The sequence below is a fragment of the Streptomyces sp. NPDC088261 genome, assembly GCF_044740805.1.
Lineage (GTDB): Bacteria > Actinomycetota > Actinomycetes > Streptomycetales > Streptomycetaceae > Streptomyces.
The window spans coordinates 105,075-124,223 of record NZ_JBIURL010000013.1; the positions used below are offsets into that span (position 1 = coordinate 105,075).

Consider the following 19,149-nt stretch of genomic DNA (forward strand, 5'->3'; position numbering starts at 1 on the left):
AGGGCTGACGCTCACAGCGCCTTGCGCAGGACGAGGCACCGGTGGCCCCGCCGCCGGTCCGGGCGGCGGCCCGTCTCCTCGTACCCGAGCGCCGTCCAGAAGGCGGTGGCCCCGGTGTTGGCCTCCGCGACCGAGAGCCCGACGCCGCTGTGCCCGGCCGCCCGGAACCGGTCCTCGACGCGCCCGGCCAGCGCCCGCCCGTACCCGGAGCGCCGCTCGCGGCCGTGCACCATCAGCAGGGCGATCCAGGGGTCGGGGTCCGGTACGGGGTCGGGTACGGGCTCCGGTACGGGGTCGGTCCCGGAGGGGGCCGGCACCTGGTCCGGGTCGTGGGCCAGGACCACCGCGACCGCCACGAGCCGGCCCGCCGAACGGGCCAGCAGCACCTCCGCGTCCGGGTGCGCCAGATCGTCGGCGAGCGAGACCGCGACGTCCTCGGGGCGGATGCGCGCCGGGTCCGGGAAGTCCCCGCCGAGCTGCTGGAACGCGCGGTCCGAGGCGTAGAAACCGGCCAGCTCCGTGAGCAGTTCCCCGGGCAGCGCGCGGGCCTCACCGGCCGTCACCACATCGACGATCATGCGGGCAGGCTACCGGCGGCGCGGCTGCCGGCGGCCACCGCCGCGGGGCCGTACGGACGCACGCGGGGCGGACACGGGGAGCCGGGCCCCACCGGGTGGGCCCCCGAAAACGCCGGTGGGCCCCCGGCCGAAGCCGGGGGCCCACCGGGCGTGACGGAGATACGGGTCAGAGGTTGACGCCGAAGTCCGTGGCGATACCGACCAGGCCCGAGGCGTACCCCTGGCCCACCGCGCGGAACTTCCACTCCGCGCCGTTGCGGTACAGCTCGCCGAAGACCATCGCGGTCTCGGTGGCGGCGTCCTCGCTCAGGTCGTAGCGCGCCAGCTCCGCGCCGCCGGCCTGGTTGACGATGCGGATGTACGCGTTCCGCACCTGGCCGAAGTTCTGGCTGCGGGTCTCGGCGTCGTAGATGGAGACCGGGAAGACGATCTTGTCGACCTCGGGGGGCAGGCCCGCCAGGTTGACGTTGATCGCCTCGTCGTCGCCGTCGCCCTCGCCCGTACGGTTGTCACCCGTGTGGACGATCGTCTGGTCCGGCGTCGACTTGTTGTTGAAGAAGACGAAGTGGCCGTCGGAGACGACCTTCCCGGCCGCGGTGACGGCGATCGCCGAGGCGTCGAGGTCGAAGTCGGTGCCGGTGGTGGTACGGACGTCCCAGCCGAGGCCGACGGTGACAGCGGTCAGGCCCGGTGCCTCCTTGGTGAGCGAGACGTTGCCGCCCTTGGACAGGCTTACAGCCATGGGATGTCCCTTTCGTTGTCGTGTGCGGGCTTCGAGCTGTCCCGAAGTTACCGTCACCCCGCATAACGCAGGCAGAGGACCGGGAGGTTCCACACCTCTTTACTTTCTTTACCCGAAAGGGTCTCCGGACGCGGTCTCCGTAGCTCCCCCGCGGCTTCCCGCGCCGAAAAGAGGGTGACGGAACCCCGCCGGCACGGGACCATGGGGGCATGTCCGGGCCCTCGTACGTCATCCGCGGTTCGGTCTCCCTGCCGGAGGCCGAGCTCATGTGGCGTTTCTCGCGCTCCTCGGGCCCCGGCGGCCAGCACGTGAACACCAGCGACTCCCAGGTGGAGCTGCGCTTCGACCTCGCGAAGACGGAGGCGCTGCCGCCGGTCTGGAAGGAGCGGGCGCTGGAGCGGCTGGAGAGCCGGCTGGTCGGGGGTGTGATCACCGTACGTTCGTCGGAGCACCGCTCGCAGTGGCGCAACCGCGAGACGGCGGCCGTCCGGCTCACGGCGCTGCTGGCGGAGGCGACGGCCCCGCCGCCCCGGGCGCGGCGCAAGGGCAAGATCCCGCGCGGGATCAACGAGCGCAGGCTCCGGGAGAAGAAGCAGCGAGCGGAGACGAAGCGCGGCCGCACGGGCCGCGACTGGACCTGACGGTCCTGGTCGGTTCTGGCGGCCGAAGCCGGACCTGGCGGTCCACGCCGGACCCGACCGCCCCACCCGGACCCGGCGGTCCACGCCCGCCCCCGCCCTCAGCCCCGCCCCAGCGTCCGGTACTTCCCCTGGAAGTACGTCAGCGGGCCGCCCTCCACGCTCGGCAGCTCCGCCGTCAGTACCCGTCCGATCACCAGCGTGTGGTCCCCCGCGACCACCCGTTGTTCCGTCCGGCACTCCAGCACCGCCAGCGCCCCGCCCACCAGCGGCGCCCCGCTCACCTCGCCCCGCCGGTACGGGATGTCCTCGAACAGCAGCCGGTCGCTGATCCGCCCCTTCATCGCGAAGCGCCCCGCGATGTGCCGCTGGCTCTCCGCCAGGAGGGACACGCCCCACAGCGGCTGCTCGTCCAGCAGGTCGTCCATCCGTGAGCCGTTCCGTACGCTCACCAGCACCAGCGGCGGGTCCAGGGACACGGACAGGAACGCGGTCGCCGTCATCCCCGCGTCCTCGCCGCCGGGACCGTCCGCGCTCAGTGCTTCCTCGTGGGCCGTCACCAGCACCACTCCCGCCGCGAGCCGGGACAGGGCGGCGCGGAACTCGTCGTTGCTCACCCCCTCAGGATGGGGGACGGGAACGGCCCGGGGCGCACGGGAATCGGGCCCCGGTGCGGGAGGCGTCGTAGGAGGGGTCGTCTGGGACACGCGGAAGACGCTAATCTCTGCTCTCCCCCCGCCGCATCGGGCCAGGGGACCAGCCAGGTCCTAGGACCAGGCGTCGCGGTCGCCGAGATACCCTCGCGATTTGCTATCAGAAAAGAGTGGAGCGCCGGTACCAGGCACTCCGCCCGGTTCGTCACATGATGTGACTTGGGTCACAGTGGTGAGTATTTGTTGACCCTGTGTACCGGGTGCACAGCTCGCTGTGATTCAGTGACTGGGGACCGTGCAACACGAGAGCCGATGAGAATCCTGGAGTTGCTGTCGAGGTCTCGGGGAGAGCGAACGATGGAGACCGAGTCGGAGCCGTATGTCCGCCTTGCGACCCTGCGTCAGCTGCATCAGGCTGTCGCCGAACTCAACACGGCCCGAAGCCTGGCGGACACCTTGCAGACCGTCGCCGACGGCATCGTCAAGGGGCTCGGCTACGAACTCGCCTGCGTCAACGTGGTCCAGGCCGACGGTGACCTCGTCGTCGCCGCCTTCGCCGGGAGTGCCGCCGCCGAGGCGCTGATCACCGGCCGCGTCGGCTCCCGCGCCTCCTGGGAGCGCCGGCTCGTGATGGGCGAGTCCTGGGGCTCCCTGCGGTACATCCCGCACACCGAGGGCTGGGTCCTGCTGGAGGACGACGTCCCCCAGTGGCACACCGAGGGCCCCGACCCCCGCTTCGAGGACGAGTGGCACCCCGCCGACCGGCTCTACGCGCCGATGTACGCGTCCGGGAGCGGCAACGACCTCCTCGGCGTCATATCCGTCGACCGGCCGCGCGGCGGACGCCGTCCGGGCGCCTGGGGCCGCGAGGCGCTCCAGATGTACGCGTCCCAGGCCGCCATTGCGATCAGCAACGCTCGCCTGCGAGCAAACATGCAGCGCGCCCTGGTCCGCCTGGAGCGTGAACAGGCCGCCCTGCGGGCCAGCGAGGAGTCCTTCCGCCAGGCCTTCGAGTACGCGCCCAGCGGCATGGCCATCGCCGAGATGGGCGGGGACCAGCACGGCCGGCTGCTGCGCACCAACGACGCGCTGTGCCGGCTGCTCGGCCGCCCCGCCTCCGCGATGCGCCGCTACTCCTTCTCCGACATGGTCCACCCCGAGGACATCGGCACCCTCCTCCGTACCTCCGCCGAGGGCGGCCGCGCCGAGCTGCGCCTGGCCCGCCGCGACGGCTCGTACGTCTGGGTCTCCCTGCGCAACTCCGTCGTCGCCGACACCACCGACGGCCCCCGCTTCCTCCTCACCCACGTCGAGGACATAGAGGAGCGCAAGAGCCGCGAGCTCCAGCTCGCCCACCGCGCCTCGCACGACTCCCTGACCGGCCTGCCCAACAGCGCGGAGCTGCGCGCGCGCCTCAGCGCCCGCCTCTGTTCGCGGCCCCACGCGATGCGCGAGACCGCGGTGGAGGCGCTGGACAAGGCGTACGGCGGGTACGACGGCATGGTCCGGTACGAGCCCAGTTACGAGGCGAGCGACGGGTACGACGGCCGGGACACCCGCGACACGTACGAGCCGTACGAGACGTACGAGAGCTACGAGGGGTACGACGGCTACAGCGAGACGGCCGGCGAGCGCGGCGGCCTGCGGGCCGGCGGCTTCGCGCCGCCCGGATCGCCCCTCGACCACCACGTGCACATGATCGCGCCGGGCGACGTGGCGGGCGACGGCACCGACGACGGCACGAAGGGCCTCGCCGTCCTCTTCTGCGACCTCGACGGCTTCAAGTCGATCAACGACCGGTTCGGCCACAACACCGGGGACGCCGTGCTGATCGAGGTCGCGCGCCGGCTGACCACGGGCGTACGGGACGGGGACACGGTCGCCCGCCTCGGCGGTGACGAGTTCGTCGTCCTGGCCGACGGCCTGGGTGCCGCCGACGCCGCCGACCTCGCGGTCCGGCTGCGCAACGCGATCATCCCGCCGATCCGGGTGGACGGCAGGGCGGTCCGGGTGGGCGCCAGCTTCGGCATCAGCTGGGCGAGTTGCGGGATGTCGGTCGAGGAGGTCCTCCAGTCGGCGGACCAGCGCATGTACATCGAGAAGCGGTCGCGGAACAAGGTGCACCGCAGGGCGGGCTGAGGCGCGCGGGCCCTGGTCCGCCCCGGGGCGGGACGCCGTTCGGGACAAGGCCGGGACATCTTCGCGATGCTTTGTTCACCCGGGCCCGGAAGGCTTGGCGCCGGGCCGAGCGCCGTCGGGGGGCCCGTTCATTCGAGGTAGGCTCGGTCGGTCGGCGACGCTGGCGAGATGGTGAGGAGTGACCCAGGGATGACGGCCGGGAACAACGGCGCGAGCACACCCGAGGACGACGATCCGTTCGGCTATCTGTACGAGGACGGACAGGCGGCGGCCGCCCAACAGCGACGGCAGGGGGGGTACGGATACCCCGGTCCGGCGTCCCAGCCAGGTGTACCGCGGACGTCGTACAACCAGGTCAGAGCGGTGGGCGAGCGCCAGTACGGCCAGCAGTCGCAGGTCCCTCAGCAGCAGGGGTACGGCCAGCAGCAGCAGTACGGCCAGGCCCCCTACGCCGGTTACGGCCAGCAGCCGAACGGCCCCGCGCCGGCCGGCCCGTACGGCGCCCCGGCGGCTCCGCACGCCTCCGAATCCACCAGCCGTGTGCCGCTCCAGCGCGGCGGCGGCCGGGGTCGCGGCTCCAACGGTCCCAACACCAAGGGCCTGCTCATAGGCGCGGTCGCGGTGGTCGCGGTGGTCGTGATCGGAATCACAGCGGCCCTCGTGTCGAGCGGCGGCGACGAGGACAAGAACAACGACGCGGCCCCGACGGCCGCCCCGAGCGTCGGCGAGTCCGAGCAGCCCAGCGAGAAGCCCAGCCAGGAGGCGGGGAAGAAGCCGGCGGAGCTGCCCAAGCAGGACGCGGCGACCCTCCAGCTCACCCCTCCGGCGGCGGTGGCGTCCGACATCCCCGGCGCGAAGGGCACGAACGGCGCGTACGTGTCGCTGAACGGCGCCGGCGCGGCGGCGACGTGGAAGGTGGACGTGCCCAAGGCGGGGGCGTACACCCTTTTCGTGACGTACGGCGTGCCGGGCAAGGACGCCAAGACCTCACTGTTCGTCAACAGTGACGAGCGGCGCGACATCAACATGAAGAACTTTGCGAACGCCCCCGAGGGTGCGTGGGACAAGGGCTGGACGGTCACGTACGCGTACGTCGACCTCGACAAGGGATCGAACACGTTCAAGATCTCCTGCGAGCAGGGCGACCAGTGCGAGACCGTCCTCGACCAGCTCGAACTGAAGGCGGGTCAGGTCAAGCGCTGAGGCGCGACACTCGCTGACGTGGTGTCACGCCCCGACGCGGGCCGTCAGGCGCCGATCACCCGCAGGAACCCCGCCACCGTCCCGGTCATCGCCTCGCGAGCCGGGGCGAGGTATTTCCGGGGGTCCACGGTCGCCGGACGCGCCGTCAGGTGGTCCCGTACGGCGGCGGTGAACGCCGAGTTGAGCGCCGTACCGACGTTGATCTTGACCATCCCGGCGGCGATCGCCCGGCGGATCTCGTCGTCGGGGACACCGGACGAGCCGTGCAGGACGAGCGGTACGGACACGGCTTCGCGCAGGGTGGCGATCAGGGTGTGGTCGAGGGCGGCGGTGCGTGCCGTCATCGCGTGCGACGAACCGACCGCGACAGCCAGCGCGTCCACCCCCGTCTCGGCGACAAAGACGACCGCCTCCGCCGGATCCGTACGGACACCCGGGGCGTGCGCGCCGCGCGGCGGTTCCCCGTCCTTGCCGCCCACGGCGCCCAGCTCGGCCTCCACCCAGACGCCGTGGTCGTGACCCCACCGCACGGCCTCGGCGGTGGCCTTGAGGTTCTTCCCGTACGGCAGCTTCGAGGCGTCGAACATCACCGAGCTGAACCCCTCGGCGGGCGCGGCCCGCAGCAGCTCCGCCGACTCGACGTGGTCGAGGTGCAGCGACAGCGGTACGGAGGCGGCGCGGGCGACGGCGCTCGCGGCGGCGGCGACGGCGCCGAGGCGGCCGCCGTGGAAGGCCACCGCGTTCTCCGAGATCTGGAGGATCGCGGGGATCCCCGCCCGCTCGGCCCCGGCGGCGATCGCCTCGGCGTGCTCCAGGGTGATGACGTTGAAGGCGGCGACGCCGTGTCCGGCGGTCGCGGCGGCGGTGATCAGCTCACCGGTGCTGACGAGTGGCACAGGGTCTCGGTTTCCCGGGCCGGGGGCCCGTCGTACGTGGTGCTGTCCGGCTGTCCGGTGGTGGGAGGGGCATGAGGGGGCGGGCTCGCCGCGCGGCATGAGAGGGCGGGCTCACTGCGCGGGCTGTTCCGTCACGCGTACCTGTGACAGCAATTCGCCGTACGTCACCGCGTCGAACTCACCCGCCACCGGGGACAGGACCGTCGCCGTGGACAGGGCCACCGCGCGGGTGAGGCGGGCCGGCCACGGAAGGCGCTCCACCAGCGCGGAGAGCAGGCCCGCGACGGCCGAGTCGCCCGCGCCCGTCGGGTTGCCCTTGGCCGGGGCCGGCGGACTCGCCCGCCAGACGCCGTCCGCCGTCGCCGCCAGCACGCCGTCCGGGCCGAGCGAGGCGACCACCGCGTGGGCGCCCCGGCGCCGGGCGTCGCGGGTGGCGCGCAGGGGCTCGCGGGAGCCGGTGAGGCGGGCGAGTTCGTCGGCGTTGGGCTTCACCAGGTCGGGGCGGGCGGCGATGCCGCGCCGGAGCGGTTCGCCGCTGGTGTCGAGGAGGACGGGCACCCCCGCGCCGCGCGCGGCGCGCACCAGATCCGCGTACGCCCCCACGTGGATGCCGGGCGGCAGGCTGCCACAGAGGGCCACCGCGTCCGCGACGGCGAGCAGTTCCTCGTACCGGGCCAGGAAGGTGGCCCACTCGGCGGGCGAGACGACCGGTCCCGGTTCGTTGAGCTGGGTGGTGTCGCCGGTCGTCTCGTCGACGACCGCGATCGTACGGCGGGTGGCACCGGCGATCGGCACGAGCGCGTCCACGGGCGGGGCGAAGACTCCGGGCGCGTCCGGGGAGGAGGCGGGGCCCCGCGGGTCGGGAGCGGCCGGCAGCAGCTCGCGCAGGACGTCGCCCGTCCGGCCGCCCGCGAACCCCGTCACCACCGTCTCGTGGCCGAGCGCCGCCAGCACCCGCGCCACGTTCAGTCCCTTGCCGCCCGGCCGCTCGATCACCTCGCTCACGCGGTGCGTGGCGTGCGGGACCAGGCGGGGCGTGCGGTACGTGATGTCGAGCGCGGTGTTGAGCGTGACGGTCAGAATCACCTGCCATACCCCCCGAGAACGCGCCTGTCCGGTCGATTACCGGGGTGATCATGTCAAAAAGAAGGCGGCAGGCCCAGACCCCGGGCCGACCGCCTCCCTGATGGCACGTGACGACACGCTCATGACGGCGTATCGACTGATCGCTCGATCAGCCCAGTTGGGGCGGTTCGATCACCCATTCGCCTCGGCGCAACACACCCTTGACCGCGAATTCCGCGTCCAGGACGACCAGGTCCGCGTCCTTGCCCGGCTCCAGCGAACCGACCCGGTCGTACACGCCCAGCAGCTTCGCCGGGTTGGCCGAGATCGCCCGCACGACGTCCCCGACCGGCAGCCGGTCCACCGTCACGGCCCGCCTGAAGGCCGTGTCCAGGGTCAGCGTGGACCCGGCGATCGAGCCGCCCTCCACCAGCCGCGCGACACCTTCCTTGACCTCCACGGCCAGCGGGCCGAGCTGATACAGCCCGTCGCCAAAGCCCGCCGCGTCCATCGCGTCCGTGATGAAGGCGACGCGGCGCGCGCCCGCGCGGTGGAACGCCAGCTCCAGCGCGGCCGGGTGCAGGTGGGTCCCGTCGTTGATCAGCTCGACGGTGACCCGCTCGTCCTCCAGCAGGGCGGCGATCGGCCCCGGCGCCCGGTGGCCGATCGGCGGCATCGCGTTGAAGAGGTGCGTGGCCACGGTCGCGCCCGCGTCGATGGCCTCGACGGTCTGCTCGTACGTCGCGTCCGTGTGCCCGATCGCGGCGATGACGCCCAGCTCGGCCAGCAGCCGTACGGAGTCGATGCCGCCCGGCAGTTCGGTCGCGAGGGTCACCATCCTGACCGTGCCGCGCCCCGCGTCGACCAGCTTCCGTACCGCGGCCGGGTCGGGGTCGCGCAGCAGCTCCTCGCTGTGCGCGCCCTTGCGGCAGGGCGAGATGAACGGGCCCTCGAAGTGGATCCCGGCCAGATCGCCCTGCTCGACCAGCTCGGAGAGGATCCCGGCGCGCTGGGCGAGGAAGTCCGCCTCGCCCGTCACGAGGGAGGCGACGAGGGTCGTGGTGCCGTGCTCCAGGTGCGTACGGACGCCCTTCAGGACCTCGTCCACGGAACCGGACGTGAACGAGGCGCCGCCGCCACCGTGGTTGTGCATGTCCACGAAGCCCGGCACGACCCAGTGGCCCGACAGATCCAGCGATACGGCGTCGGCGGGGGCGTCGGCGGTGATCCGGCCGCCCTCGACGATCACCCGGCCGCCGTCCACGATGCCGGTGGGCAGCACCACTCTGCCCCCGGTCAGAACGGTGCTCTTGGCGCGTGCGGCCATCAGGCGGATACCTCCGTGGAGAGACGGTCGGATCGGCCGGAGCCGTCGGAATGATCGATGCCGGCGCCGTGGCCGGAGGCGGTGCCTGTGTCCGTGCCTGCCGTGCCGTCCTCCCCGCCGCCGGAACCCGCCAGCAGGTCCCACGCGAGGAGCCCCGCGCCCAGGCAGCCCGCGGTGTCCCCGAGGGCCGCCGGCACGATCTCGGGGACCTTCTGGAACGTCACGCGCCGCTCCACCGCGTCCCGCAGCGGCGCGAACAGCGTCTCCCCGGCCTCCGCCAGCCCGCCGCCGACGATGAGCGTGCGCGGGTCGAGCAGGGTCAGCGCGGTGACCAGCCCGGCGGCGAGCGCGTCGACCGCGTCCAGCCACACCCGTACCGCCGCCTCGTCCCCCGCGTCCACGGCCCGCGCGCAGTCCGCGGCGTCGGCCGCCGGGTCGCCGCTCGCGGCCGCCCAGGCGCGCGTCACGGCGGCGGCGGAGGCGATCGCCTCCATGCAGCCGCGCTGGCCGCAGCCGCACTCGGGCCCGTCGGGGCGGACCACGACGTGGCCGATCTCGCCCGCGTACCCGTGCGCCCCGGCCTCGATGGTGCCCTCGATGCCGATCGCGCCGGCGATGCCGGTGCCCAGCCCCACGAAGAAGAACCGGTCCGCGCCCTTGCCCGCGCCCAGCCGCCCCTCGGCGAGGCCGCCGGTGCGTACGTCGTGGCCGAGCGCGACCGGTACGCCCCCGAGGCGCTCGCCGAGCAGAGCGCGCAGCGGTACGTCCCGCCAGCCCAGGTTCGCCGCGTACACGGCGGTTCCGCTTTCGGCGTCCACGATGCCGGGGACGGCGACCCCGGCCGCCACGGCGCTCTCGCCGAAGTGCTCGATTCCGTACGCTCGGAGGTCGGCGGCGAAGTCGAGAATGGTCCCGACGACCGCGTCGGGCCCGCGCTCCCGGTCGGTGGCCCGCCGCGCCTCGTACAACAGCGCGCCGTCCGCCCCGACCAGGGCGGCTTTCATACCGGTGCCGCCCACATCGAGGGCGATGACGTGTCTCACAAGAACAGTCTCGCGCGTAGACCCTTGAAAGGTCTAGTCCACTGGCCTGGATTGTTGCGTGTCCATACAAACGCCTGACGGCGCCCCGGCCTTGAGAGATGCCCGGTTGAGACGTTGCCGAAGCGAAACCCCGCAGTTGTGGACCTTAAACCTCCGGATAGGGGAAAATCACTGCCTTGTAACAGGGCGCCACAGGGGACCGACTGGGACCTTACGTACACCGGAAGAACAAGGGTGGGGACAGAGCTGTGCAGCAGCGCTACCTGGCAGTGACCGCGGCGATAGCCGCGATGGGCATGACAATGGCGCTGGCGGGTTGCGGTGCTACCGGGTCGTCGGGCGACGTCACCCTCAAACTCGTCGCCGCCGATTACGGGAACAGCCCGGCCAACAGCTCAGAGAAGTACTGGTCCGCGCTGGCCAAGGACTTCGAGACCAAGAACCCCGGGATCAAGATCGACGTCGATGTCCGCTCCTGGAAGACGGTCGACGCGGACGTCGCCTCGATGGTCAAGCGGGGAGAGGCCCCCGACATCGCGCAGATCGGGGCCTACGCCGACTACGTCAAGCAGGACGCCCTCTACAGCGCCGACGAACTCCTCAACATCCCCACCCAGGCGAACTTCCTGACGCAGCTGTCCGACGCGGGGAAGGTCAACCGCGTCCAGTACGGGCTGCCGTTCGTCGCGTCCACGCGGCTGCTGTTCTACAACGAGAAGCTCTTTGACGAGGCCGGTCTGAGCGCTCCGAAGACCTGGGCCGACCTCGAGTCGGACGCCAAGGCGCTGAAGGAGAAGGGCGTCACCACGCCGTTCGCGCTGCCGCTGGGCACCGAGGAGGCGCAGGCCGAGACGATGATGTGGCTGCTGAGCGGCGGGGGCGGCTACACGGAGACCGCCGACGACTCGTACAGCATCGACTCGGCGCAGAACGTGGCCACCTTCAGGTGGCTCCAGAAGAACATGGTCGAGGCCGGGCTGACCGGTCCCGTGGCGCCGGAGAAGCTGGACCGCGCGGCCGCGTTCACGGCGTTCAACGCGGGCAAGGTCGGCATGCTGAACGGGCACCCGACGCTGATGCAGGAGGCCGAGAAGGCCGGCATCAAGGTCGGGATGGTGCCGCTGCCGGGCATCAACGGCACGTCGAAGTCGTCCATGGGTGTCGCCGACTGGATGATGGCGTTCAAGCAGCCCGGCCACCGCGAGGCGGCGGGCAAGTTCCTGGACTTCGTGTTCAGCGACAAGAACGTGCTGGACTTCGTGGGGCAGTACGACCTCCTGCCCGTCACCTACAGCGCGAACGAGGCGATGGCCGCGGATCCGGAGTACGCGGCGCTGAGCAAGTTCCAGGAGGCGCTGCCGACGTCGCAGCTGCCGCCCGTGGGCAAGACGTCGTGGGCGAAGGTCAGCGAGAGCATCAAGAAGAACATCGGCAAGGCCGTCGAGCCGGGCGTGAACCCGTCCACGGTGCTGGGCGAGATCGCGCGGGACGCGGTCACGGCGGAGGCCGCGGAGTAGCGTGCCGGATCCCGAGCCCGAAGAGGCCGCGCCGCCGTCGGCGCCGCCGCCGGTGCCGCCCGCGTCCGATCTCTCCGAACGGGACAGGGCGGTGCTGGCGATGGAGCGGCGCGGGTGGCCGGGGCCGGGCGCGAAGGAGCGGGCGATCCGGGAGGACCTGGGTCTCTCGCCGACCCGGTACTACCAGGTCCTGAGCGCCCTGCTGGACGACCCTCGGGCCCTGGCCCATGACCCGATCACGGTGAATCGCCTACGCCGAGTCAGAACGGCGCGCCGGGACCGGCGTTGACGACGACTTGTCCTCGCGCCGGACGGGCGTCTGCGCGGCGGTGGTGGGCGCGCCTTACCGATGTCCTCAATCGCCGGACGGGCTGGGTTTGTCGTGGTGCCGGGGGGCGGGGCCTGCGGAGGCACGTATGTCCGGACTGCATGTTTTACGGCGCGTGCAAGGTCTTGTCTTGTTAACGGTAGTCATGCGCCACAAAACACGCTTTACGTCCGGACACACGCACCTCCTCCGACCCCACCCCCCTCACGCCGAGGGTGAACTGAACGACCCCGCCCGCCCCCGGGGGTGGTTGTGGCCCGGCACGCGGGCGCGGCTCACTGATGTCCTCAAACGCCGGACGGGCTGGGGGTGCGTACGGCCGGGGTGGGTCTTGGCGCCCGGTGCCGGGTGCGGTTACCGATGTCCTCAATCGCCGGACGGGCTTAAAGACCCGGAGCGGGCCGGGTAGTGACGCGGGCCTGGAAGGGGGACGGGCAGGGGTCGTGTCCGGAACGTAAAGCGTGTTTTGTGTCGCATGGCTACCGTCAAACAAAACAAGGGCGCGCACGCGACGTAAAACATGCAGTGCAGGACACGACCCCTGACCGGCCCCCGGCAACCGACCCGCAGACAACGAACCCGCCCGCAGCGGGCACCACCAAGCCCGTCCGGCGATTGAGGACATCAGTAAGCCGCGCCCGCGCTCCGGGCAGACGCCACAAACAGAGCCCGTCCGGCGCTTGAGGACAATCAGGAAGCCGCGCCGCCCACCGGGCCGCAGACGCCCGTCCGGCGCGAGGACAAATCAGTAACCGATAAGGTCGGAGACATGGGCAGCCCCCCGACCCCCCTGCCAAGTCCCTCCACCCCCGCCGGCACCCACGGCCTCACCGCACTCCTCGCGCACCCCGCCACCGCCACCATCGCGCTCGACTTCGACGGCACCCTCGCCGAAATCGTTCCCGACCCCGAACAGGCCCGCGCCCACCCCCGCGCCGTCCCCGCCCTCGCGGCCCTCGCGCCGCACGTCGCCTCGATCGTCGTGATCACCGGGCGGCCGGCCGAACTCGCCGTGAAGTTCGGCGGCTTCGCGGGCGTGCCGGGCCTCGACCACCTCGTGGTCCTCGGCCACTACGGGGCCGAACGCTGGGACGCCGCCACCGGCGCCGTACGCGCCCCCGCCCCGCACCCGGGCGTGGCGGCGGCCCGCGCCGAACTCCCCGCCCTCCTCGACGCAGCCGGACACGCCGCCGCGCAAGGATCCGCGCAAGGCACCGCGCAGGGCACGTGGATCGAGGACAAGGGCCAGGCGTTCGCGGTCCACACCCGCCGGGCCACCGACCCCCAGGCCGCCTTCGACACCCTGCGCACCCCCCTCGCCGCCCTGGCGACCCGTCACGGCCTGGTCCTGGAACCGGGCCGCATGGTCCTGGAACTGCGCCCGCCCGGCGTGGACAAGGGCGTGGCGCTGACGAAGTACGTACAGGAATCAGGCGCCGAGACCGTCCTGTACGCGGGCGACGACCTGGGCGACCTCCCCGCCTACGCGGCGGTCGACACCCTCCGCGCGAACGGCCACCCGGGCCTCCTGGTGTGCAGCGGCACCGAGGTCCCCGAACTGTCCACCCGAGCCGACCTCACCCTCCCGGGCCCCGCCGCCGTCGCCGACTTCCTGGCAGCCCTGGCGCAGGCCGTGTCCCGGACCTGACCCGGCCGGCCGGACAGAGCGCGTCCCCGCCCGGGCACGCCTGACACCGCGCCCCCGCCCGGACACGCCCGACCCCCGCGCCCTCAGGCGCGCAGCGCCTCCAGTTGGTCCAGGAACCACTGGGACGGGGGGAGGGCCGTGGCGGCCGCCGTCAGGCGTTTGGTGCGTTCCGCCCGGTCTTCCTGGGGCATCGTCAGGGCCTCGTGGAGCGCTGTCGCCGTCGCCGTGATGTCGTACGGGTTCACCACCAGCGCGTCCTCGCCCAGCTCCTCGTACGCGCCCGCCTCGCGGGACAGGACCAGGACGCAGCCGTTCTCGGAGACCACCGGGATCTCCTTCGCGACCAGGTTCATGCCGTCGCGGATCGGGTTGACCAGGGCCACGTCCGCCAGGCGGTATGCCGCCAGGGAGCGGGCGAAGTCGTCCTTGACGTGCAGGACGACCGGGAGCCAGCCGTCCGTGCCGAAGTCCTCGTTGATCGCGTCCGCCACGCGCTGGACCTCGGCCGTGTAGTCGCGGTAGACCGACAGGTCCTGGCGGGAGGGGTACGCGAAGGCCACGTGGACCACCCGTTCGCGCCACTCCGGGTGGTCGGTCAGCAGCTGGCGGTACGCGAGCAGGCCGCGGACGATGTTCTTGGACAGTTCCGTACGGTCCACCCGGACGATCGTCCGCCGGTCCGTCCCGCCGATCTCCTCGCGCAGGGACACGATCCGCTCGTCCACGTCGGGGCGGTGCGCCCGCTCGCGCAGGAAGTCCGCGTCCGCGCCCAGGCCGTGCACGCCGATCCTGGTGTTGCCGGTGCCGCCCAGCAGCTCCGTACAGCAGGCCGTGAAGGCGTCCGCCCAGCGGTGGGTCAGGAACGCCGCGCGGTCCGCGCCCAGGATGCCCCGGAGCAGCTGGCGCGCGATGTCGTCGGGGAGCAGCCGGAAGTAGTCCACCGGCGCCCAGGGGGTGTGCGAGAAGTGGCCGATCCGCAGGTCGGGACGGAGGGCGCGGAGCATGCCGGGGACCAGCGCCAGGTGGTAGTCCTGGATCAGGACGGACGCGCCGTCGCCCGCCTCGTCCGCCAGAGCCTCGGCGAACGCGCGGTTGTACGCCTCGTACGACGCCCACTGCGCCCGGAACTCCGCGCCGAAGGACGGTTCCAGCGGGGTCTGGTAGAGCAGGTGGTGGACGAACCAGAGCGTGGAGTTGGCCACCCCGTTGTACGCGTCCGCGTAGACGTCGGGGGCGATGCCCAGCATCCGTACCCGCTGCCCGCCCGTGTCCTCCGGGTCCAGCCGGCCGCCGGTACGCCGTACCGCCTCGCGGTCGCCGTCGCCGAGCGCCGCGCACACCCACACCGCGTCCGTGTCGGGGCCGATGGCGGAGAGGCCGGAGACCAGCCCGCCGCCGCCGCGCCGGGCCTCCAGCGCTCCGTCGTCGCGGAGTGTGTACGAGACGGGGCCGCGGTTGGACGCGACGAGGACCTGGGCGGCCTGCTCGGAAACCATGTGCCGAAATCTAGCCCGTACGGGAAACGCTCAAACGTACGGAGAGCGACCGCGCGGGGGAATCAGTCGCCCCCGCGTCCCCGTACCGCCGCCAGCGCCACCACGCCCGCCCCCGTCAGCGCGACCGCCATCCCGCCCAGCAGCCACAGCCGCTCGGCCGTGACGCCGCCGTGTGCCGCCGCGAGGAACCACAAGCCCAGAGGAGTCTCCATAAGCCTGCAATATAGGTAAATAGGACTAGAAGGGTGCGTTACGCCGCGCGGCCGGCCGTGTACTCCGCGATCTCCCGCATCGGCGGCCGCTCCACCGTGTCCACGGCGTACGTACGCGGTTCAAAGCCGCTCTCGCCCCGCTCGAACTGCGTCAGCTCGGGCCGTACCAGCTGCGCGCCCGGATGGGCCCCGAGCTGCGCCCCCAGCTGCGCCCGCGGCATACGCAGCTGCGCCGTCCGGTAGATCGCCGCCGCCATCCGCCCCAGCGCCCGGTCGTCCTGGTGCCGGTGCAGCCGCGTGCCCACGTCCACCTGGCCCAGCGCGTCCAGCCCCACACAGTGCAGCGCGTCCACCAGCAGCCCCAGCTCCACCCCGTACCCGACCGGGAACGGCAACCGCTCCAGCAGGCTCCGCCGGGCCGCGTACTCCCCGCCGAGCGGCTGCACGAACCCCGCCAGGCGCGGCCAGTGCAGGTTCAGCAGCGGACGCGCCACCAGCTCCGTCACCCGCCCGCCCTGGCCCGCGGAGGCCCCCGGCGCCGTCAGCGGCCTGTCGTACATCGCCTTCACCAGCTGCACGTCAGGCTCCGTCAGCAGCGGCCCCACGATCCCCGTCACGAAGTCCGCCGAGAACTCGCGCAGATCCGCGTCCACGAAACACACCACGTCCCCGCCCGTCACCAGCAGCGACCGCCACAGCACCTCGCCCTTCCCGGGCAGCGCCGGCAGCCTCGGCAGGATGTCGTCCCGGCGCACCACCCGCGCGCCCGCTTCCTCCGCCACCTTCGCCGTCGCGTCGGACGAACCGGAATCAATCACCACCAGTTCATCCACCAGCGGCGCCTTCCCCATCAGCTCGCGCCGGATCACCGAGACGATCCCGCCGACCGTCTCCTCCTCGTCCAGCGCGGGCAGCACCACGCTGACGGTCGTGCCACGCGCGGCCTTCGCCGCCAGGAGCCGGTCGGGCGTACGGTCGGCCACGGACCAGGAACGCCTGGTCAGCCAGCGTTCCACCTCTTCCAGCACGGTCGGTTCTCCCTGAAAGTGATCCATCTCGCGGTACGGACCCCTCTCTCCACGGTCCGCTCCTTCGGTTACAGTCTTGAACAACGCGAATGACCACCGCATGTCGGGGGTCGTCCGCCGGACAAACGCTCGGATCGCGGGACCGACCCCGGATCCGATGCCATACCGCTCATCCAGAGGGGCAGAGGGAACGGCCCGTTGAAGCCCCGGCAACCCTCCCGCCGACCGCGAGGTCATGGTGGGGAAGGTGCCAATTCCGTCTTGCGGCGAAGTACGTCGTGAGGAAGATGAGGAAAGGGCCTCGCCTCCATGTCTGTGCAGACCGTCCCCACGCCCGGTGTCACCCCCGGTGCCGTCGACCTCGGACCCGCCGCCGCCCTCTCGTGCCGCGAATGCGGCGAGCGCTTCGACCTCGGCCCGATCTTCGCCTGCGCGTCCTGTTTCGGGCCGCTCGAAGTGGCGTACGACCTGCCGAGCGGCACCCCTGACGAGCTGAAGAAGCGCATCGCCGAGGGCCCCGACAACATCTGGCGCTACGCGCCGCTGCTGCCCGTCCCGGCCGACGTGGCGTCCAAGCCCAACATCAACCCCGGCTTCACCAAGCTCGTCAAGGCCGACAACCTCGCCCGTGAACTGGGTGTCACCGGCGGCCTGTACGTGAAGGACGACTCCGGCAACCCGACGCACTCCTTCAAGGACCGCGTCGTCGCCATCGCCGTCGAGGCCGCCCGTGCCTTCGGCTTCACGACGCTCTCCTGCTCCTCCACCGGCAACCTGGCCGGCGCCGTCGGCGCCGCCGCCGCCCGGGCCGGCTTCCGCTCCTGCGTGTTCATCCCGAGCGACCTGGAGCAGGGCAAGGTCGTCATGGCCGCGGTGTACGGCGGTGAACTCGTCGGCATCGAGGGCAACTACGACGACGTCAACCGCTTCTGCTCCGAACTGATCGGCGACCCGCTCGGCGAGGGCTGGGGCTTCGTGAACGTCAACCTCCGCCCGTACTACGGCGAGGGCTCCAAGACACTCGCGTACGAGATCTGCGAACAGCTCGGCTGGGAGCTGCCCGACCAGCTCGTCATCCCCATCGCCTCGGGATCGCAGCTCACGAAGATCGACAAGGGCCTCCAGGAACTCATCAGGCTGGGCCTCGTGGCGGACAAGCCGTACAAGATCTTCGGCGCCCAGGCCGAGGGCTGCTCCCCGGTCTCCACCGCCTTCAAGGCGGGCCACGACGTCGTACGGCCCCAGAAGCCGAACACCATCGCCAAGTCCCTGGCGATCGGCAACCCGGCCGACGGCCCGTACGTCCTCGACATCGCCCGCCGCACCGGCGGCGCGGTGGACGACGTGACCGACGAGCAGATCGTGGACGCGATCAAGCTGCTGGCCCGCACCGAGGGGATCTTCGCGGAGACCGCGGGCGGGGTGACCGTCGGCGTGACGAAGAAACTCATCGACGCCGGCCTGCTCGACCCGGCGCTGACGACGGTCGTGCTCAACACGGGCGACGGCCTCAAGACGCTGGACGCCGTGGCCCCGACCACCGGGCCCACCGCCACGATCCGCCCGAGCCTCGACGCGTTCCGCGCCGCCGGCCTGGCCCACTGAGCGCCGCGCCCCCGCGTCCCGCCCATCACTGAAGGAAGGCACCCCACCATGAGCGTCAAGGTCCGCATCCCCACCATCCTCCGTACGTACACCGGTGGCGAGGCCGAGGTTCCGGCGGAGGGCGAGACCCTCTCCGAGGTCATCCAGTCGCTGGAGGCCAGCCACCCCGGCATCGCCGCGCGCGTCCTGGACGACGAGGGCAAGCTGCGCCGCTTCGTCAACGTGTACGTGAACGACGACGACGTCCGGTTCGAGCAGGGCCTCCAGACGGCGACCCCCGCGGGCGCCGGCATCTCGATCATCCCGGCGGTCGCGGGCGGCTGCTGACGCCGGATCACGGGGACGCCCCGGCATACGCGCACGGCCCCCTCCGGCCTGGACGGCCCCCTCCGCACAGGAAGCGGAGGGGGCCATTCTTTATGGTTGAGCGCGGTAGAGTTGGGAACCCCCCCTCGCGGCCGGTGCCGAGCGCATACGAGAACGCGACAACCTGGGGTCGAACTCCCGGTGACTTTTGCGGGCACATGTGTGGTTTGCCCGGCCCGACTTGCCCCGGAACGCAGTCAATCCGTCGCTATGTGTGTTCGGTCGTGCCCAGATTTCTCGTCCGATTGACCTGTTGCAGAGGGCAGTTGGGCAGATACATTCAGCCGCGGTCGAAGCGTTCCGGCAGTAATAGGGGAGTAAGGCATGGCTCAGGGCACCGTCAAATGGTTCAACGCGGAGAAGGGCTACGGCTTCATCGCGGTCGACGGTGGTGCGGATGTTTTCGTCCACTACAGCGCGATCCAGATGGACGGCTACCGCACCCTTGAAGAAGGTCAGCGAGTCGAGTTCGAGATCTCGCAGGGCCAGAAGGGTCCGCAGGCGGACATGGTCAAGCTCGCCGTCTGATCCCGGCGCGATCGGCCACCGACGCACTCGCGCCGAGGGGCCCGTATCCCATACAGGGATACGGGCCCCTCGTGCGTGTACGGCACCCCCGCGCGAGGGGGCCGGGCCGGAGGAGGAGCTTGCACTCTCGGGGGTCG

Annotated in this window: 19 protein-coding genes and 1 riboswitch; of the genes, 9 read left to right on the top strand and 10 right to left on the bottom strand. The window is 71.8% G+C overall.

Translation table 11 applies throughout. The annotated features are described in order from the left end of the window. Positions 1-11: 11 nt before the first annotated feature. Positions 12-578, bottom strand: a complete 567-nt coding sequence (locus ACIODU_RS24055) for a GNAT family N-acetyltransferase (RefSeq protein ID WP_401769841.1) — start codon at positions 576-578, stop codon at positions 12-14. Between the two features lie 166 nt (positions 579-744). Further along, on the bottom strand, positions 745-1,320 hold the full coding sequence (locus tag ACIODU_RS24060; RefSeq protein ID WP_356431414.1) for a TerD family protein: 576 nt from the start codon (positions 1,318-1,320) through the stop codon (positions 745-747). 209 nt (positions 1,321-1,529) lie between these two features. On the opposite strand from ACIODU_RS24060, the gene arfB reads away from it, so the two are divergent. Beyond that, a complete protein-coding gene (arfB, locus tag ACIODU_RS24065) occupies positions 1,530-1,961 on the top strand; it encodes an alternative ribosome rescue aminoacyl-tRNA hydrolase ArfB (protein WP_356431412.1) in 432 nt (143 codons plus the stop codon). A 98-nt stretch (positions 1,962-2,059) separates the two neighbouring features. On the opposite strand, the gene ACIODU_RS24070 is transcribed toward arfB, so the two are convergent. After that, complete coding sequence (locus tag ACIODU_RS24070) at positions 2,060-2,665, bottom strand: flavin reductase family protein (RefSeq protein ID WP_401769842.1); 606 nt, start codon at positions 2,663-2,665, stop codon at positions 2,060-2,062. Positions 2,666-2,968: 303 nt separating this feature from the next. On the opposite strand from ACIODU_RS24070, the gene cdgB reads away from it, so the two are divergent. Further along, entirely contained in the window at positions 2,969-4,750 is a 1,782-nt protein-coding gene (gene cdgB, locus ACIODU_RS24075) for a diguanylate cyclase CdgB (protein ID WP_161306787.1), read from the top strand. A 189-nt stretch (positions 4,751-4,939) separates the two neighbouring features. Beyond that, on the top strand, positions 4,940-5,953 hold the full coding sequence (locus tag ACIODU_RS24080) for a carbohydrate-binding protein (protein WP_401769843.1): 1,014 nt from the start codon (positions 4,940-4,942) through the stop codon (positions 5,951-5,953). Between the two features lie 44 nt (positions 5,954-5,997). Here the strand turns inward: ACIODU_RS24080 and ACIODU_RS24085 are convergent, their stop codons facing one another. The 4 genes from ACIODU_RS24085 to ACIODU_RS24100 form a co-directional block, all read right to left on the bottom strand. Next, entirely contained in the window at positions 5,998-6,849 is an 852-nt protein-coding gene (locus ACIODU_RS24085) for a class II fructose-bisphosphate aldolase (RefSeq protein ID WP_356431404.1), read from the bottom strand. Between the two features lie 111 nt (positions 6,850-6,960). After that, complete coding sequence (locus tag ACIODU_RS24090) at positions 6,961-7,935, bottom strand: 1-phosphofructokinase family hexose kinase (protein ID WP_401769844.1); 975 nt, start codon at positions 7,933-7,935, stop codon at positions 6,961-6,963. Positions 7,936-8,083: 148 nt separating this feature from the next. Beyond that, entirely contained in the window at positions 8,084-9,241 is a 1,158-nt protein-coding gene (gene nagA, locus ACIODU_RS24095) for an N-acetylglucosamine-6-phosphate deacetylase (RefSeq protein ID WP_401769845.1), read from the bottom strand. Continuing rightward, the gene (locus ACIODU_RS24100) at positions 9,241-10,284 is read right to left on the bottom strand and encodes an ROK family protein (protein ID WP_401769846.1); all 1,044 of its coding nucleotides are present in this window, start codon (positions 10,282-10,284) and stop codon (positions 9,241-9,243) included. Before ACIODU_RS24100 ends, nagA begins: the two co-directional genes overlap by 1 nt. 290 nt (positions 10,285-10,574) lie before the next feature. Between ACIODU_RS24100 and ACIODU_RS24105 the strand changes: the two genes are divergently transcribed. From ACIODU_RS24105 to otsB, 3 genes are all read left to right on the top strand, one after another. After that, on the top strand, positions 10,575-11,801 hold the full coding sequence (locus ACIODU_RS24105; protein WP_401769899.1) for an ABC transporter substrate-binding protein: 1,227 nt from the start codon (positions 10,575-10,577) through the stop codon (positions 11,799-11,801). A gap of 1 nt (position 11,802) precedes the next feature. Then, a complete protein-coding gene (locus ACIODU_RS24110; RefSeq protein WP_401769847.1) occupies positions 11,803-12,090 on the top strand; it encodes a DUF3263 domain-containing protein in 288 nt (95 codons plus the stop codon). An 808-nt stretch (positions 12,091-12,898) separates the two neighbouring features. Beyond that, entirely contained in the window at positions 12,899-13,777 is an 879-nt protein-coding gene (gene otsB / locus ACIODU_RS24115) for a trehalose-phosphatase (RefSeq protein WP_401769848.1), read from the top strand. 83 nt (positions 13,778-13,860) lie between these two features. On the opposite strand, the gene ACIODU_RS24120 is transcribed toward otsB, so the two are convergent. From ACIODU_RS24120 to ACIODU_RS24130, 3 genes are all read right to left on the bottom strand, one after another. Next, a complete protein-coding gene (locus tag ACIODU_RS24120; protein ID WP_401769849.1) occupies positions 13,861-15,273 on the bottom strand; it encodes a trehalose-6-phosphate synthase in 1,413 nt (470 codons plus the stop codon). Between the two features lie 62 nt (positions 15,274-15,335). Further along, positions 15,336-15,485: a hypothetical protein gene (locus ACIODU_RS24125; protein ID WP_401769850.1), complete on the bottom strand. Its 150-nt coding sequence runs from the start codon at positions 15,483-15,485 to the stop codon at positions 15,336-15,338. Between the two features lie 38 nt (positions 15,486-15,523). After that, entirely contained in the window at positions 15,524-16,513 is a 990-nt protein-coding gene (locus tag ACIODU_RS24130; protein ID WP_401769851.1) for a glucosyl-3-phosphoglycerate synthase, read from the bottom strand. Positions 16,514-16,679: 166 nt separating this feature from the next. Further along, a riboswitch (SAM riboswitch) is annotated at positions 16,680-16,807 on the top strand. A gap of 15 nt (positions 16,808-16,822) precedes the next feature. Between ACIODU_RS24130 and thrC the strand changes: the two genes are divergently transcribed. The 3 genes from thrC (at position 16,823) to ACIODU_RS24145 (ending at position 19,012) form a co-directional block, all read left to right on the top strand. After that, complete coding sequence (gene thrC / locus ACIODU_RS24135; RefSeq protein WP_401769852.1) at positions 16,823-18,118, top strand: threonine synthase; 1,296 nt, start codon at positions 16,823-16,825, stop codon at positions 18,116-18,118. 48 nt (positions 18,119-18,166) lie between these two features. After that, a complete protein-coding gene (locus ACIODU_RS24140; protein WP_356431534.1) occupies positions 18,167-18,445 on the top strand; it encodes a ubiquitin-like small modifier protein 1 in 279 nt (92 codons plus the stop codon). A 363-nt stretch (positions 18,446-18,808) separates the two neighbouring features. Continuing rightward, positions 18,809-19,012, top strand: coding sequence for a cold-shock protein (locus tag ACIODU_RS24145; RefSeq protein ID WP_005315736.1), 204 nt, complete (start codon positions 18,809-18,811; stop codon positions 19,010-19,012). Positions 19,013-19,149 lie beyond the last annotated feature (137 nt).